This window comes from Paenibacillus kyungheensis (assembly GCF_028606985.1).
Classification (GTDB): Bacteria; Bacillota; Bacilli; order Paenibacillales; family Paenibacillaceae; genus Saccharibacillus; species Saccharibacillus kyungheensis.
This window is the reverse complement of the sequence record NZ_CP117416.1, coordinates 560,752-578,513: the sequence shown is the minus strand read 5'-3', so window position 1 is coordinate 578,513 and position 17,762 is coordinate 560,752. Positions and strand designations below refer to the sequence as shown.

Below are 17,762 nucleotides of genomic sequence, written 5' to 3'. Positions count from 1 at the left end.
ATAGAAAACAAAAAGGGATAGTCATGATGACTATCCCTTTTTTGGCATATTTGATTTATTTGGCTGTAATCGTCTCACCTTGTACAGGTTTACTTCCATCTTGCCACTTGATCTGAATCGCTTTGGACTTGAACAGATCTGCCCCATCAGACACCTGATAATGTAAATGCGCTTCGCTGGAATTGCCTGAGTTCCCAACCAATCCTAGCTTATCGCCAGTCTTGACCCTATCCCCCACTTTCACCAATGCCGATCCTTTTTTCATATGACCGATTACGCTGTATTCACCATTACTATGCGCAATAACTATCTCGTTACCCGCAGGCACTTTCGGGTTCATTTTACCTACAGGCTCGTTATCTGGAATATTACTTAATACCGATACCACTTTACCATCCGCAGGTGCATATAGCGGTTGTCCAAAAGCATAATAGCTTTCATTTTTGAGTGGATCGCCTTTGTAAGAAAATCCATCTTTGCGCTGGATAAAGTCATACGCGTAACGCTGACTTTCGTACTCATAGTGGTAATTGATCAACGCATTATTCCCACCCCAGAACACAAACCAGTCGCCTTTAAATGGAAACGCATATTCATTTTTGGTGGTAACTTTATCGGTTGCAGGTGTAGGCGTTAAAGCTTTGGCTTGTAGCCCTAGAATCGTTCCCTGCTGGTCTATTGTTAGGTTAAGCCCTATATTTCCTGAATCACTAACCCATGAACGCACATCTGCATCGTTGATCTCCATATCAGCGGCTTTATTAAATGCTTTGACAGATTGAAGAGATGCTTCAGCTGAACTAACAAAATCTTTTTCAGAGATTTGCTTTTTAAAATTATCGCTAAATTGAGCATACACTTCTTTATATTGGCCTTCTAGCAAGGCAGTTGGAACTTCTTCTGCTGTAAGCTTAGCTGTTGGCGTAGTCGGTTGCTCTGTAGCTGTAGTTGGAGTCGTTGTATCCACTGTTGTAGCTGGTTGGGTTGTATTTGTACCACTACAAGCTGTAATTGCCACTGTGAGTGCTCCAAGCGCTAATGCCCATTTACTGTAATGCATCCATGTTACGTTATTGTTTTTTTCATATTATTGTGAGTAACATCTATAAATGAGATTAGAATGGCTAATATAATATGTTTATTTGAATAATAAATGAGACTTTCTACATTTAGTTTTGAGACTTTTCGTATAATTTACATTTACTAATTAGATTCCCCAAAAAAAGTACATATAATATTGAATTTTTCTTTCGTAAGAATTTTAATTATTATAAAGCTTCTGCTGATAATATCAATAACTCATACAACTGTTTTTTGAAATTATATAGGGGCTTCTAAAATTTAGATAATTTAAGAATAGTTGCATTTATAGATATTAATCATATTAGTCTGCTTAAATCTGAAAATGCTTCCAAGAAGTCAACAGTTTCAAATAAATAATACTGAAATATAGTCATAATGTTATAGATACTAAGAGTTATTGGTATTTTCAAGTTTAGGCTCACTTTTATCAATCAATTTATTAATTATTACTTCGCAAAAAAATAGTAAATAATTACTTAAATCCTCTTACTCTTTAATCTCTTCATTATTAAAATTTTTAGCATGAAACAGTTTATTTCTTTTATCAATAATTTGTTTCACAAATTCTTTTGATACTTTTTTAAGTTCTGAGGATATTTAAAATTCTAAAATGTTTAATGATTCAGTTAGTATACTGTAAAGCTTCTCTTGTCTACTTTCTTTAGTTGCAGATGAGAGTATACTTTTAATTCTGTTTTTTATATTTTTATTATTTGTGCTAGAATTGTCTATCACTTTAGAGATATTCTCTGCTAATTTTTTTGATTGATCCTCATTATATAACTTAGTATTTACTGATTCATATGGAATATTTTGCTCAATATACTCTATGATAATAAACAAATTAAAATATTTACTCTTTAAATCAGTTTGTCCAAGAGCTTTATAAAAACTTGTAATCAAAAACTAGAGATACTTGTTATCACCAATGTCTTCTCTAAGATTTTTCGCATTTTTCACCTCAATTAATATATTAATTTTACTCATAATAGAATCCGATAAATTCAGACGATCTTTTTGCTGATATTTAGTTTTACTTCGGTTTAGTCCTACCATTAATAGATTATATTTATTATAGAGTTTCTCAGTAACTGTAATATCTTTAATGTTATAAATAAATTTGATGGGGAACTTGTAAGAATCAAGATTTTGTTGTTATACATTATAAGTTAACAATTTTACGTATTCTTCAATTAGTTGTCTTTCCCGTTCTTTTGCTTTTAATTTATCATTCTCATATATACTTTGTATTGACAAAAAAATCTTATCATTTTCTTTACGAAAAGATATAATACAATCTTCTTCGCTCTTAAAATTATCTTCTTTTATATTGCAACGTATAATATCTAATTGATTATTTTCCCATGAAATAGATATACTTTAATTTAAATTATCATGGTTCCAGATACAGGACATTTCAACAGAAATTCACAGCGATTTAAAAACAACTCAAAATATATTTAACTCAGAAGATAGTGAGAAAGCGGTTGAGATAACCAATACCTATATTGGAATGTTAAATGAATTAGATGGAAAAGTGCTTAAAACGTATGATGACTTGAGATTAGCTAGGGATGAATTAAGTGATCGAATAAAGACAAAAGGATTTCTGTATAAAGAATCATCAGTTCATCCATTAGAAACACTTCTTATGTAGATCGCCAAGCTAAGTTACATCTTTCTGCAAACAATTTTAAAGTACATAGTGATCAAGCTGAGGAAAAATATTATCCTTATATAGATGCTCATTCATTAATTATTCCTGTATATTTTGTTACTCTAAATGGTGTTTCACTTTCACATTCTTATATTTTTGTAAAAACATCGAATAATGAAGTGAAATTGTTAGATGCAATGAATATTTCTGGATTAAGGTTAGATAAAAAAGATGAAGAAGCTTATTACGACTCTTACAATCAAGCTAAACTGCAGCAGGAAATTAAAAATATAGGTATTCAGTAAATTTCAAAGAGGGTTAATAAAAACAACAGTTATTCTATGAGTAGCCTTTAAGAGGCTGCTTCTGTATTTCAAATGAAAAAGAGTCACTATTATGGATTAAAATATGTAAATCGATTCATATAGTTTAATCCAAAATTAGTTAAAACTAGCACCGCAGATATAAATAATGTTAATCTTATGTCATTCATTAGCCAATTGCTCTGATATAATTTTTGCTACGTAGATGAAAGGGGGGACATAGTGTTGAAAAGGAGCTTGGTGTAGTGATGTTGTTATTGCCAAGGATATCCAAGGGTGATTCTGTTGAGGGGAATACTCAACCAAGAGTAAAGTTGTGACAACAGAAAGATCCGTCCTCCAGAGGAACTGGGAACCCTTGTCTCATCTGCCTTTGCGAATGCCGAGAGGCTATTGAAGATTAATGGGAGGGTAAACCGTCGAGGGAATAGTATTGGTATGCAAAGTACGATCATACAAATGTGTATCCATAGATTGGTAAACAGGGCTCAACCACTAGTCATCTCAGCATGATATCTTTATCTTTTAAGAATGTCGATTTACGAATCTTAAGAAAACAAGAGCAAATACAAGAAAATATTAATTTTAGTAGGAGTGTGATTTTTTTGAAGAAAAGTTTTCGATCTGTTATTTACGTTATCCTGATTATTATACTTACTATAGTAGTTATTAATTTTTTTAATTCCGCGGAGATAAAGAATCGTATGTTCCCTAACACAACGTTTAAAAAAGAAGTTACTGAAAAGATTGAAAATAAGGAAATCTCTTCTTTGTTGTTAATGGATGGGACTGAAAATGAGGATGTAGTTACCTTAAAAAATAGGGCGGATATAGATTATATTCTGGATTCTTTAGCTGTTTTAAATTTAAAAAAAGTGAGTGAATCCCCCGATACTTCTAAAGAAGATTATTATATTAATATTAAGGGTCAAACGGAAAATTTGTTCTCATTGATTTTATCTGATTCAAAGTATATGGTAATTACTGATTTTAAAAATAATTCTGTTCAACAATATGAAATAGAAAATGATTTTGATCTTAATAAAATTAAGAAGTTTTTTGGAAATGGAAACAAAAACAGTCCATCTCTTTGACTGGCCCCTTGTTAAGACCACTTTTATAATGGGATACTATTCTTCATTGAAGGTGCAGCAATAAACGTAAAGAACGAAAGAGCTAGGTATTTACAAACCTTAGCTCTTTCGTTCTTTTAGTATTTCATTATTCTTTTATCGTTAGGTTATACTGGAGTTATGCTAGAATCCAGCCACCATTTTTACTATGCATGCGTATTACTCTGATATTTCCTGTAGCCATCTCCCAGTTCTTGCTGCTGTCATTATGTTTAAATCTGATTTTGGGAACATCAAATTCGATCAAATCATAATTAGTACCAGCCATTGAATTCACAGCGTTTTGAAATCCGATAAGCCCTTGATTCGCCATGTCCGTGAGAGCCTGTCTTTCATTTGGTAGCAAACCTGCTACAGTCGATGATACTCCCGCTCCAAAGGTTACAGCGGTAGGGAGTTTGAAAACCAGTGATAAAAGCCCCAGAAGTACTCCACCAATAACAGTAACCATCTGCGCTGTCTGTCCAGGGAAACCTTGATTAATGATAGCTTTTTGTACTGTTACTGCATCTTTTGCTTCTTGTAAGTTAAGCGTAACTCGTTGAACGTACTCGGCTGAAACATAGCCCATAATGTATTTCTCCTTTTTTGTTTGAATTTTATAATACTTCGCTGTTAGGATAGTAGCAGAACCAAATTGTATCCCGCAATTTAATTTGCTAATCAGCGTTGTATTTTTTGAGATAAGAGGTTAATATTTTGCCTCTCTTCTCGCTTACACTTATAAAAGAGTATTTACTTCGTTTAATAACAACCTACTTCTCATTTTTTTTTTGGTCCCCTCTAATATCAAAAGCTTGTATAACGACAGTTAGGTTATACTGAAGTTATGCTAGAATCCAGCCACCATTTTTACTATGCATGCGTATTACTCTGATATTTCCTGTAGCCATCTCCCAGTTCTTGCTGCTGTCATTATGTTTAAATCTGATTTTGGGAACATCAAATTCGATCAAATCATAATTAGTACCAGCCATTGAATTCACAGCGTTTTGAAATCCGATAAGCCCTTGATTCGCCATGTCCGTGAGAGCCTGTCTTTCATTTGGTAGCAAACCTGCTACAGTCGATGATACTCCCGCTCCAAAGGTTACAGCGGTAGGGAGTTTGAAAACCAGTGATAAAAGCCCCAGAAGTACTCCACCAATAACAGTAACCATCTGCGCTGTCTGTCCAGGGAAACCTTGATTAATGATAGCTTTTTGTACTGTTACTGCATCTTTTGCTTCTTGCAAGTTAAGCGTAACTCGTTGAACGTACTCGGCTGAAACATAGCCCATAATGTATTTCTCCTTTTTTGTTTGAATTTTATAATACTTCGCTGTTGGGATAGTAGCAGAACCAAATTGTATCCCGCAATTTAATTTGCTAATCAGCGTTGTATTTTTTGAGATAAGAGGTTAATATTTTGCCTCTCTTCTCGCTTACACTTATAAAAGAGTATTTACTTCGTTTAATAACAACCTACTTCTCATTTTTTTTTTGGTCCCCTCTAATATCAAAAGTTTGTATAACCTCAATCATTTTGAGATAGAGTTCCTGTTTTAAATCATCTCGATAATCAGCGGATACTTGTCGCAAAGAGGCTTTGATCTTTGGTGTGAAAGATTCTAGGATATGTAACGTTACTTCCGGATCCTGATGTTGCTGTGCTTGTATTAAAAGTTTTGCTAACATAAAATCACCGCTTTACGTTTTTTTGTATTTCATTCTTCAAGCTATTAATGGCACTGCTTAGATCAGATATTTTTTTTCAAAACGGATAAGTAGATACAAAGTAATTGCAATCGGGAAGCCTAAATTAGCAATAAAAGTAGCAATGTCCCCCTCCATCATCATTCATTCCCCTTCCGTTATTAAGCTACGCAATTTAGTTAGAGCTTTTAAGCGGTGTTTCGATACATTTTGTTGGGATACTTCCAATATTCTAGCTATTTCATTGTCATTTAATTCTTGTACATAAGCAAAAGATAAAACCTGTTTTTGTTTTGCTGAGAGAGATTCATAAGCTTGATAAAGTGAATAATCCGTAATGTGATCTTTTAAATTTGATGGCACAGATTCTGAATCATAAACAGTAAGTAAGACAGATTCTAAGTTTTCATCTTTGTCTAGTGTCAAAGGAAATCGGTTGTCCTTAAGTCGTCTCTTTTTGTCATAATTGATAGAGTTATAGTGAATAAGATTAGCCATATACTTGATAAAACGAGCATTTAACTCATCATGCTTATTCAATATAATCACCTCCCTTCCTTATAAAGAGATTACTCCTACTTAATAAAGAGAGTACTCCTATTTAATAAAGAGAAATGAAATATAGTTTTTACAACTCATTACTAAAAAATAGGAACATGTGTTCTTATATTTTATCATAAACAAAACTGCTTTGAAATTAATATCTAGGTAGATAAAGAAAAATCCATGGTGCTTGCTAGTTCCACACAATTTTGGATCATACCTGTTTTCCAGAGAATATATGCTAGAAAAATCCCATCTAGATTGGTCTCGAATCTCGTTAGATTCTTCGAATGAATCGAAGTAAGAGCAAAACGACTGACTAAGATGTAAAATAAGGTTTCGATTTATTTACGTTTTCGTTGCATCCAGCGTGTAAGAGCTGCGTCCATTTTTCTTTTTTGCTGTTTGAACAAGTTGGCACATAAAGAAGCATGCCGAAATATTTTTCTGGGCAAAGGCTATTTTTAACTAGCACCATAGGTAATAAAAAAATATATAAGTATCCAAAATATTGAAACATTTATAACAAATATAATTAAAAAAGAAAAAAATAAGGTGAATGTTGAAATTTTCCAATTTCAATATCCTGAGAAAATAATTATTGATTCAAATGATACACAAACATAAAAGGAGTTCATTTGTTTCTAATATCTACTCAAAGCTCAAATGAAGAACATTTCTCACAGATTGGAATTGATAGGATAGGAAAACTTGCTAAAGATAAGAATACAAATACTGAGGAAGACTACTTTGTTGATAAGGATAAAAAAATCACGTACTTATATGTATAATCACAATTTTATAGACAGATAATTATTTACTTGTTTTAGAGTAGAACTTATAAGATACACTATAGTTAATTAAATTTTAAATATCTTTTATTATAAAAACTGTTCACTTTATCAAAAAATAAAGCTACAAAGAAGCTACTAAAATGATAATGGCTTCTTTGTAACTCTGAAAACAATATTAAATAGGAAATTTTTTAACTACCTGTATATTATTGAACCCTTTTATAATTATCCGAAGATAAAAGATTCTCAAGATTAATATTCGCTTCACTTGCAACTTTTTATACGAATTTTCATAGAATTTGGTTGCTATTGTTTATAGCTAAGTCTTTTCATATATAAATATCTTTGAACTTAAACAAATTAATTTATGGAGAATTTAGGAATATCAGAAAGTTTGACAATTTTCCATCCATACGATTTTGCTGCATTGCTTCTAAATCAGATAGGTTATCTTCATGCATAGCTATATCAATAAAGTATCATGGGCGGCTCAAAGCTACATAAGCTAATTTAAAAATATCTTCTATATTAGGATTCTCAATCATTTGTGGCTGATGATCACCTATTAAAAAATTGAATATTGATTTGTTCCAGTCGGTCCGGTTGACTCTAACATTAAAGTTGCAAAATGTGTTTCTCCTTTTACTCCATGAATCGAACTAAATGACTTCTTAATGTATCAACACAAGATAGATTTATTACAAAAAAATTTCTGGTAGCATTTCTTCAATTAATTCATGATATTTTTTCTTTATTTCTAGAATAATTTCACTTAACTTCTTCCGTTGCCACACATCCAAAATTAGCTTTGCCCAAAGTACTTTTAACGATCAATATGATTCTGGATAATGAATGTTTAGAAACTGTGCTGTATTTTTTGTATACTGTCTTTTCTCATTATTTTCATTATTATCATTCATTCTTAATTCTTCTATAATAGAACGATGGCAATATCGTAATCCTAGTTGCATAATCGATTCTAAAGGTTTTTTACTATTATTTGCTTCATAAAAAAAGGGCATTAAGAAATAGATAAAAAGCATAAATACAATACAGAAATTAAAAAATAATTTTATTTTTTTCTGTTTAAATATAGCCTTTGTTTCCAATCATATCTATCACTATTAAAAAAAATGTTTCTACTCTCACTAACATATTTTTTTGTTTTTTAACTTTTTTTATTTGAAAATATGTAATTCTTGTATACGGTATAATTATAAATATCAAGAAAAATATTCTTGTTACAAGAGGCATAGTTACCATTTCAAAATTAATAATAATTAAGAAAAATTCAAATGCTGTAAGAACATATTTTCTTGCAAGCAATTTAAAAAAAGTAAATTTAATAAATCATTTTTTTATTGCTTCGTCTGCTCTGAAATAATTTTTTATTATACGAGCATCCCAGCTTCTTAGCAGACTAATAATCACTATCATTTTCTCACTTTATATTTAATTTCTCATTTTAGATCTATTAAGTTTATTTAAAATGAATATTCTTATGAGTTCTATTAACATATTAGAATTTGATTGAAAATTTCGGACTATTCAAGTCGGAAAAATTTAATAATATATTCTTTATGAATAACACTATTGGTTTTATAAAATTCCCTTTTTCAGAATGGGAACATTCGTTCATTAATTTGATCTTTTCATAATAAAATTAAATTAAAAATTTACTATAAAAAACATAAAAGAAGCACTAGATTATTATTCTAGCGCTTCTTTTATTCATTATTTTATAATATTTATCAAGCAATTATAATTCAATTTTTAACCGTCTCGCCCTGCACAGGCTTACTTCCATCTTGCCACTTGATCTGAATCGCTTTGGACTTGAACAAGTCTGCCCCATCAGACACCTGATAATGTAAATGCGCTTCGCTGGAATTACCAGAGTTCCCAACCAATCCTAGCTTATCGCCAGTCTTGACCCTATCTCCGACTTTTACTAATGCCGATCCTTTTTTCATATGACCAATCACACTGTATTCACCATTGCTATGCGCAATAACTATCTCGTTACCCGCAGGTACTTTCGGGTTCATTTTACCTACAGGCTCGTTATCTGGAATATTACTTAATACCGATACCACTTTACCATCCGCAGGTGCATATAGCGGTTGTCCAAAAGCATAATAGCTTTCATTTTTGAGTGGATCGCCTTTGTAAGAAAATCCATCTTTGCGCTGGATAAAGTCATACGCATAACGCTGACTTTCGTACTCATAATGGTAATTGATCAACGCATTATTCCCACCCCAGAACACAAACCAGTCGCCTTTAAATGGAAACGCATATTCATTTTTGGTCGTAACTTTATCGGTTGCAGGTTTAGGCGTTAAGGCTTTGGCTTGTAGCCCTAGAATCGTTCCCTGCTGGTCTATTGTTAGGTTAAGCCCTATATTTCCTGAATCACTAACCCATGAACGCACATCTGCATCGTTGATCTCCATATCTGCGGCTTTATTAAATGCTTTGACAGATTGAAGAGAGGCTTCAGCTGAACTGACAAAATCTTTTTCAGAGATTTGCTTTTTAAAATTATCGCTAAATTGAGCATATACTTCTTTATATTGGCCTTCTAGCAAGGCAGTTGGAACTTCTTCTGCTGTAAGCTTAGCTGTTGGCGTAGTCGGTTGCTCTGTAGCTGTAGTTGGAGTCGTTGTATCCACTGTTGTAGCTGGTTGGGCTGTATTCGTACCACTACAAGCTGTAATTGCCACTGTGAGTGCTCCAAGCGCTAACGCCCATTTACTGTAATGCATCCATGTTACGTTATTGTTTTTTTTCATATTATTGCACCTCTTACTTACTAAATTTTATAAGATTTCATTGCTTTGCGTAGTTCTTTCAAGCTTGGACGTTTTCCATACATCAATACACCGGTGCGATAGATTTTGGCAGATAACCAGCCGAAGAACAGGATAGATACCAGTAAAATACCGATAGATATCGCGATTTCCCAGATTGGCATAGAGCCAAGCCCAATTCGTACAATAGATGTTGTCGGCGAGAAGAACGGAATATACGAAGAGATACGCATTAATAACGAATCTGAATTGGAGATACTAAATATTCCGATATAAAATGCAGCCAATGTTAACATCGTAATCGGAGAGATCGCTTGTCCCAAATCTTCTGTACGACTTACGATCGATCCAATCGCCGCGAACAAGGTCGCATACAAGAAGTAACCTAACACATAATACAACAATCCAAATCCAACAATATTCAAAGATAGATTACTAACATGCAGATCGAACTTAGCGAGTACTTCTTGATAATATGGTAGAGATAAGTTAACTGCGATCACGATACCGTATGAAGCAATCTGTGTGAGTCCGACTAAGAAAACACCGATAATTTTACCGAACATTTGCGTCAGTGGAGACAGACTGGAAATTAATATCTCCATTACCCGCGAACTTTTCTCTGCTGTAATCTCGGATGCAATCATATTGCCTGTAATCGTCAGCGAGAAGAAGAATAGCACCATAAGTAAATAGACCAGAATATAATTCTCAGTGTTAGACTTGATTGGATTTTCTTTTTTGGAATTGGCATTGCCATTAAGATCATCTGGAGAAGTATGATTCACTGTGACCGGCGTACCGATCTGTTCTAACTGTGTATTGGTTAACTTGCCTGCGGCAATATATTGCACTTTGGCTGTTTGTGTAGCCGTCTGTAATAGACTTTGAATAACAACATCATTTTTTTCACTCACATACGTAACGGCAGGGAACGCAGGATCGCCTTGAGACGGCTTTTGTAATAATAAATATCCGCCAATCTTGCCATCTTCTACTTGCTTCCGCAAAGTGGCTTCGGATTCAAATTGATCTTGCCATTGTAGCTTTGTATCCTGTAAGTCACTACTTGCATTCATCATTGGATTGTCTGTAGAAGACTTAGCTTGTTGTTGCTTTTGCGCAGCTTGCTGAATTTGAGTAGCAATCTCATCATAATTACTGCTTGCGATAGCAATCTTCAGATTATCTTCCCCGTTGTTACCTGAAAATAACTGAATAAAATACGGAATATTTAGTCCAATCAGCAATAATACGGCAAGTGATAACGTTGTCCAACGAAATGATTTGTTTTTAACTTTATTACGATAGGTAAAGCTAATTACATGCCCTAGCTTATTCATTATTGCCCACCACCTTAATAAAGATTTCGTTTAATGTTGGTTCTTTGATCTCGAACTGTTCTACACTTCCCTGTTGCATCGCTAATTGTAAAATCTGTTGTGTCGCTTCTTCTTGATTGATATGAATCAGATAACGACCATTTTCATCTTGTGGTTCTACATTTGTAACTCCTGCGATATCTTGTAAACCGACAAGTGGATGTGCTGTACGCAAAACAACTTTTTCGCGCGGATACGTATGTTTAATTTCTCTTAAATTACCTTGTAGTACCGGCTTGGAGCGACGTAGTATCGTCATATTACGGCATAGTTCTTCTACATGTTCCATCCGGTGAGTTGAAAATAAGATCGCTGTTCCTTCATCTCGTAATTCTTGAATGACTTCTTTGAGCATTTCCACATTCACCGGATCAAGTCCACTAAATGCTTCATCTAAAATAAGAATACTGGGATGATGAATAACCGCAGCGATAAAGCCCATTTTCTGCTGATTCCCTTTGGAAAGTTCTTCGATCCGTTTATCCAAATATTCCATCGCATCAAATCGTTCCAACCACTTTTTAAGACTTTGCACTGCATCTTTGTGAGTCATACCACGTAATTGTCCGAGATAGACTAGCTGATCACTAATTTTAATTTTAGGATACAATCCACGTTCTTCTGGAAGATAGCCCATTTTGTGTTGTAACTCTGTCCGATATGGCCTACCATTATACAAAATTTCACCTTCGTCTGGATAAATCAGTCCGAGTACCATGCGCATTGTTGTCGTTTTACCCGCTCCATTTGCTCCTAGTAAGCCGTAAATCTCTCCTGCTTCTACTTCTAAGGACAAGTTGTCTACCGCTGTTGTCCCTGCATAATGTTTGATAATTTGATTCAATACCAATGGTTTCATCGCTTGATCGCTCCTTTAAGATATTTGGCTAACGCAAAATCATTTTTTCTTTGGACTTGGGTTGCGCTTATGGAGCCAAGCGCTTATCGTAAGATATTTTGCTGACGCAAAAATCACTTTTTTATTTTACTTTGGTCGCGCTTTTGGTTCCAAGCGCTACGCCAATAGTATAACAAGTCTTCCCATTCTAGCCCTCTGGTCTGGGTAGGGATTCCGTTTTCAGCGGCGGCGGCTTCTAGTTGTAGAGCATCTGTGGTGATGATGCGTACAGATAGATCGGATTGTACTTCCCATGCGATAATACCATCGCAGTCGCGCAAGTTATGGATTACGTCGGTATCGCCTGCGCCAGCATTGATCCATATTTCTTTCCATTGTTGATAAAGTGTATCTTTTTCTTCTATTCCGTAGATGATGCCGTCATTCATCAGCATGACATAATCAGCAAGTCGTTCTACTTCTTCCATCCGGTGAGTTGTAATGAGGATACTAAGATCACTGGTATCCATAAGTTGGTGCAATGTACGGATCATATCTTTCCAGGCAAACGGGTCTAGCCCGGAAGAAGGTTCATCCATCAGTAGCAAGTCCGGTGTAGTCGCAATAGCTGCGGCAAATTCAAACTTTTGTCGTTGCCCTTTGGAGACTTTGCTTAGATGGGTATTGGATGGTACTTGAAATTCAATCAACAACTGTTCAAACTTTTTTTGATTCCATTTAGGATACCAATGAGAACGGAAGCGAGCGGCTTCTAACGCTGTCATTCGATTTTCTTCAATCGATGAATGCTCTGATACATAAGCGATCCGCTGCCGAATATGAAGAGGTAACTCATCTTTCTCGGATTGACCGAACCATGTCATCCATCCTTGATCTGGATAAATCGTCTGCATCATCAGATTTAATAAGGTACTTTTTCCTGCTCCATTTTCACCGACAAGAACAGTGATATATCCTTGAGGCAATTCAAAATTAATCGGGCCAATCGTATGTTGACCTCGTGTTTTGTAGACTTCGTGTAATGAAATGACTGATTGTTCCTGCATAGCTTTTTCCTCCTTAGCTATATAATAGGCTTATCATTCAATAGTGTTGTTATGTTGTAAAATGTTGTTGTAATAACTCTGCAAACAATTGTTGCAACTGCTGTTGATCCCAGCCTAGAGCGGCACTTTTCTGAATAGCTTCATTCAAAATTTTACGTACATTCTCTTCACTCATCTGGGTAAGTTGCCCTTGTTCGACTTTCATCACAAATGTTCCTGTTCCTTGACGTGTGCGTAACCATCCTTCGTTCTCCAAGTCTTGATAGACGCGTCGAATCGTAATCACACTACATTTCAGATCGGCGGCAAATTCACGAATAGAGGGTAATAATGTACCTTCTTGTAATGTTCCTCCAATAATGAGAGAACGTAATTGATTCTCCACCTGCCGATATAATGGCTCAGCACTATCTTCATTGATCTGCACAGGTATCTTCATACCTCTACCCCTCCTAACCGTTGCACTCTCAAATACATTATCTTATACCAAATCTCTATGCCGTAATGTACGCCGAATGCCATAAATAGATAACGTCATACACACTATACCGACCCCAATAGCACTCCACATCAGCGGTGACGCTAATCTATATTTCATCGCTACTAATAAAAAGTTATTCGTGATATTCCAATCTAACCAGACACTCCCGATCGACAAGAGAATCAGTACAAAAATAACGACAAACGTAAATTTGATATACTTTTTACCGGAAAGACTAAATTCAAAATATAAATAAAAACTCATTAATGCTATACAAAAGCCAGCCCAAGTGAGCGCAAAAGCAATATAAGAAACAAATGAAATATCTACTTCAAAACGAATTCTCATAATATACAAAATAGAGAAAAACAATGTCCAATTATATAAAAAGATAAGCGCCATCTGCTGAACTCTTCCCCATATAATCGCTGTTGAAGAAACAGGTAAAATGCGAAGATAGATTAAATTTTTGGTGTAAGTATCTTCTTTTTGCAAATTAAACGCTCGTCTAGAAAAATCAGTTCCTAACAACGGTGCACAGATCAGCATAATAAAATCAGTTGTACTGGATTGTAAAAAGTGATTTTTCCCAGCCAGTGTACCTGTATAAAAAAGTAAACCTAATACTCCGCCCATATAAAGTACAAAGATCGTAGACCAGACAAACATCATCCGATTGTTCGAAAAATCTTTACGAGCCAATATCCAACCAGACTTGAAATTCTCGCTCATCAATATACCCTCCATCCAGTGTATATACTGTATATATCTATATACACAGTATACATTGTATATATACACTGTCAATAGATTTGGAGATATTCCTTTTTTTATTTTGGAGAGATGATGATCTATATCATTAAAAATCATCAATTTACGTTGTTATACTATTTTAAATATAAATTCTGTCTCAAAAAAGCAAAAAAAAAGTCCTCTGGCGGTCAGTCGCCAAAGGACGGTATGTCTTGCTTTCATTAAATTACGAAAATAATCATCACATTCATTGTTCAGTTGTTACATAAAATTATAATCATTACATTTTCAATAATCGTCGCATGTGCTTACATACGTAATCAAGAGACGGACGAATCTAGCTTAACAAGTTCATCCTCGACAAGAAGCGTGAGTTCTTCTTCGTATCCCCCGGTTATGTGATACTTGCGAACATATTCCTTAACAAATTTCTTTGGATCCTTAGGCCGAAAAATGCGTGTCATTTCCCGTAGACTTTCCTTGACTTCGTTGTGTCCTTTAGTTGCCATGGAATTCCCTCCCAAAACGTGCCTTGTTTTTGAGAACGCCGAAAAGATCCTTTGGTGTGTTTGTAGTTAGATATGAAGTTGTATCTCATCTGTGATCTTTTAGCACTTTCTGCGGGCATCTGACATATTACATACCCTTTAAGAGAAATGCTGAATCAATCCGGCTGAATGCTCTTATCTTCTTAGTACAAGGCTGATGTACCCGCATATGGTATATCCCTGCGCATGTGAGCGCCTCTCTAGTGTGTTGGTCGCTGTTAGCAACGTGTTCAACGCCAACCCTTATCTAAGCACCTTATTATTTTATAATATCATACTTTTTAAGATTATAGCACTTTTGTTTGTTAAAAAAAGGCACGAAATAGGTTAATTTTTTGGCGAATCTTTGTTGGATATATTGCGTATATGATATGTAATTCTGTTGCTTGGTCACTGTAGTCAAAAAGGTTGTCTCTAAAAGGATTGTACAGGGTAAACAATAAGAGAACGTTGCTTTTGCTTTTCTATTTGCTATAGTCATCCAGCCCATATTGGATTATCTATAACCGCTCGTGCTATGCTCAAGTTCAGGCAACCTATAGAAGCAGCTTTTTATGGAAATAGAATACATTTGGCTTAGAAAGGAATTTTCGTATGCCGCACAATTCGTCTTCGATTCTAATCGTATATGCAAGCTATGGTCATGGACATTATCAAGCTGCCAAATCGTTGCAAGCTAGTCTGTTAGAACGTGGTGTTCCACATGTAACATTACTTGATGTGATGGCTGAATCTCATCCATGGATCAACAAAATAAGCCAGTTTATTTATATGCAAAGCTTCACTACGATTCCTCATTTATATGGATGGGTGTATTATAATACCCGCAAAATGAAAGCCACTTCGTTATTTGGCAAAGCACTTCATTCATTGGGAATACGAAGCTTGCAAGCTATGTTGGAGCAGGAACAACCTGATCTGGTGATTCATACGTTTCCGCAATTGGTGTTGCCTACTATGAAAAAGCGCTGGCAACTAACGATGCCACTTGTTAATATACTAACCGATTATGATCTACATGGACGCTGGCTTCATCCTCATATCGATCATTACTATGTACCTTCTACCGATATGAAGCAAGATATGTTAGCTCAGGGTGTACCACCAGAGCGGATTAGCGTTTCAGGTATTCCTTTACGTGCTGACTTTGATCGGAATCTATTCACAGCCCAGCATCCAGTAACAGACGTACCTGATCGCAAGCAACTTCGTATTCAAGCTGGATTAATACCTGAACACAAAACAGTTCTATTGCTTGCCGGTGCTTATGGGGTACTCAAAAATGTTCGTGAAGTGTGTGATCAACTTGCTGAACGTACAGATACACAAGTGATAGTAATCTGCGGCAAAAATGAATCTTTGTTACAAGAGTTAGCTAGTCACTATAGCGAACATCCTGCGTTTACGATTATAGGTTTTACAGATCGGATGAGTGAATGGATGATGATGAGTGATTGTGTAATCACCAAGCCTGGCGGGGTGACGGTGGCTGAATGTATTCATTGTGAATTACCTCTTTTTCTACTCAAGCCTGTACCGGGACAAGAATTAGCCAATGCACTGTATTTGCAATCGTATCAAGCTGCTGAAGTATGCGACTCTTCTTCTGCTCTAGCTGAACGGCTTATGACAGCACTGGATCAACCAGAAATTCTACAACATATGCAGACACAGCTACGAACTCTTCAGACTCCTCAAGCAGCAAGCTATATTGCAGATGATCTGATTGAACGCTATCTGTCTCAAGCACACGCTGCTCAGTTACGATCTGTATCGCTCAAGCCTAATTTACAAACCACTATAAATTAGACTTCAATGGAGCGATCCAGCGCACTGTAGAGCTAACACATAATACAAAGCATCTATTCTATTCCACAGAGCAATACCATCATGAATGTGAATCTATCACGGTGTGTCTACAAATTGAACCTGTCCGTTATCTAATGAGCGGATTCGCACCAGCGATTCTAACCGATATCCTTCATCGATCAACAATTGTGCTCCTGGTTGGAATGACTTTTCGATTACGATGCCGATTCCTACTACTTCTGCTCCTGCTTGTTTGACTATACGAGCAAGTCCAGAAGCGGCTTCTCCGTTCGCTAGAAAGTCATCAATAATAAGTACCCGGTCGCCTGGCTTGATAAATTTTTTGGAGACGGTGATATCATTGCTCTGCTTTTTGGTATACGAATATACCGTTTCTACAAAGATATCTTCAGTAAGAGTCAGTGACTTTTGTTTACGTGCAAATATCAATGGCACACCAAACTCTAATGCTGTCATAATGCCGGGAGCGATTCCTGAAGACTCAATAGTCAGAATAGTCGTTACACCGGTATCTGCGAATAATTGCGTAAATGCTTTACCGATTTCTTTCATTAATAGCGGATCCATCTGATGATTCAGAAAGGAATCTACTTTCAGAACCTGCCCTTCCAAAACGATACCTTCATTGATTACTTTTTGACGAAGCAATTCCATTATTGTATTCCTCCTTGAGTAAATATAACGAATAGGATCAAGCTAAAGTATCTAAACTATATCATGTCTGCTTCGCTTCTACCTGTAAGATGTTCTTCAATATTAATTAATTTATTTTTAATAATTTATGTTATTTGTCCAAATACCATAGTAAAAAATAATAAAGTA

At 35.1% G+C, this 17,762-nt stretch carries 16 protein-coding genes; 2 read left to right on the top strand and 14 right to left on the bottom strand.

The genetic code is table 11. The features are described from left to right. Positions 1-55: 55 nt before the first annotated feature. Complete coding sequence (locus tag PQ456_RS02535) at positions 56-1,018, bottom strand: peptidoglycan DD-metalloendopeptidase family protein (RefSeq protein WP_273614718.1); 963 nt, start codon at positions 1,016-1,018, stop codon at positions 56-58. 2,650 nt (positions 1,019-3,668) lie between these two features. Here PQ456_RS02535 and PQ456_RS02530 point away from each other — a divergent pair. Next, on the top strand, positions 3,669-4,157 hold the full coding sequence (locus tag PQ456_RS02530) for a hypothetical protein (protein ID WP_273614717.1): 489 nt from the start codon (positions 3,669-3,671) through the stop codon (positions 4,155-4,157). A gap of 157 nt (positions 4,158-4,314) precedes the next feature. On the opposite strand, the gene PQ456_RS02525 is transcribed toward PQ456_RS02530, so the two are convergent. The 12 genes from PQ456_RS02525 to PQ456_RS02470 form a co-directional block, all read right to left on the bottom strand. After that, positions 4,315-4,767 (bottom strand): hypothetical protein, encoded by a 453-nt coding sequence (locus PQ456_RS02525; protein ID WP_273614716.1) that lies wholly within the window; start codon positions 4,765-4,767, stop codon positions 4,315-4,317. A gap of 256 nt (positions 4,768-5,023) precedes the next feature. Then, entirely contained in the window at positions 5,024-5,476 is a 453-nt protein-coding gene (locus tag PQ456_RS02520) for a hypothetical protein (protein ID WP_273614716.1), read from the bottom strand. 184 nt (positions 5,477-5,660) lie between these two features. Beyond that, positions 5,661-5,873 (bottom strand): helix-turn-helix domain-containing protein, encoded by a 213-nt coding sequence (locus PQ456_RS02515; RefSeq protein ID WP_273614715.1) that lies wholly within the window; start codon positions 5,871-5,873, stop codon positions 5,661-5,663. 57 nt (positions 5,874-5,930) lie between these two features. After that, on the bottom strand, positions 5,931-6,029 hold the full coding sequence (locus tag PQ456_RS02510) for a YvrJ family protein (protein WP_273616221.1): 99 nt from the start codon (positions 6,027-6,029) through the stop codon (positions 5,931-5,933). Between the two features lie 6 nt (positions 6,030-6,035). Further along, positions 6,036-6,431, bottom strand: a complete 396-nt coding sequence (locus PQ456_RS02505) for a sigma-70 family RNA polymerase sigma factor (protein ID WP_273614714.1) — start codon at positions 6,429-6,431, stop codon at positions 6,036-6,038. A gap of 2,563 nt (positions 6,432-8,994) precedes the next feature. Further along, entirely contained in the window at positions 8,995-10,023 is a 1,029-nt protein-coding gene (locus PQ456_RS02500) for a peptidoglycan DD-metalloendopeptidase family protein (protein ID WP_273614713.1), read from the bottom strand. A gap of 20 nt (positions 10,024-10,043) precedes the next feature. After that, on the bottom strand, positions 10,044-11,384 hold the full coding sequence (locus tag PQ456_RS02495; protein ID WP_273614712.1) for an ABC transporter permease: 1,341 nt from the start codon (positions 11,382-11,384) through the stop codon (positions 10,044-10,046). Further along, positions 11,377-12,282, bottom strand: a complete 906-nt coding sequence (locus PQ456_RS02490; protein ID WP_273614711.1) for an ABC transporter ATP-binding protein — start codon at positions 12,280-12,282, stop codon at positions 11,377-11,379. Before PQ456_RS02490 ends, PQ456_RS02495 begins: the two co-directional genes overlap by 8 nt. Positions 12,283-12,395: 113 nt before the next feature. After that, complete coding sequence (locus tag PQ456_RS02485) at positions 12,396-13,328, bottom strand: ATP-binding cassette domain-containing protein (protein WP_273614710.1); 933 nt, start codon at positions 13,326-13,328, stop codon at positions 12,396-12,398. A 49-nt stretch (positions 13,329-13,377) separates the two neighbouring features. Next, the gene (locus tag PQ456_RS02480; RefSeq protein ID WP_273614709.1) at positions 13,378-13,767 is read right to left on the bottom strand and encodes a GntR family transcriptional regulator; all 390 of its coding nucleotides are present in this window, start codon (positions 13,765-13,767) and stop codon (positions 13,378-13,380) included. Between the two features lie 42 nt (positions 13,768-13,809). Next, positions 13,810-14,541 (bottom strand): hypothetical protein, encoded by a 732-nt coding sequence (locus PQ456_RS02475; protein WP_273614708.1) that lies wholly within the window; start codon positions 14,539-14,541, stop codon positions 13,810-13,812. Positions 14,542-14,882: 341 nt separating this feature from the next. Continuing rightward, positions 14,883-15,071, bottom strand: coding sequence for a hypothetical protein (locus tag PQ456_RS02470; protein WP_069329489.1), 189 nt, complete (start codon positions 15,069-15,071; stop codon positions 14,883-14,885). Positions 15,072-15,704: 633 nt separating this feature from the next. On the opposite strand from PQ456_RS02470, the gene PQ456_RS02465 reads away from it, so the two are divergent. Beyond that, complete coding sequence (locus PQ456_RS02465) at positions 15,705-16,919, top strand: MGDG synthase family glycosyltransferase (RefSeq protein WP_273614707.1); 1,215 nt, start codon at positions 15,705-15,707, stop codon at positions 16,917-16,919. Between the two features lie 96 nt (positions 16,920-17,015). On the opposite strand, the gene PQ456_RS02460 is transcribed toward PQ456_RS02465, so the two are convergent. Then, on the bottom strand, positions 17,016-17,594 hold the full coding sequence (locus tag PQ456_RS02460) for a xanthine phosphoribosyltransferase (protein ID WP_273614706.1): 579 nt from the start codon (positions 17,592-17,594) through the stop codon (positions 17,016-17,018). Positions 17,595-17,762 lie beyond the last annotated feature (168 nt).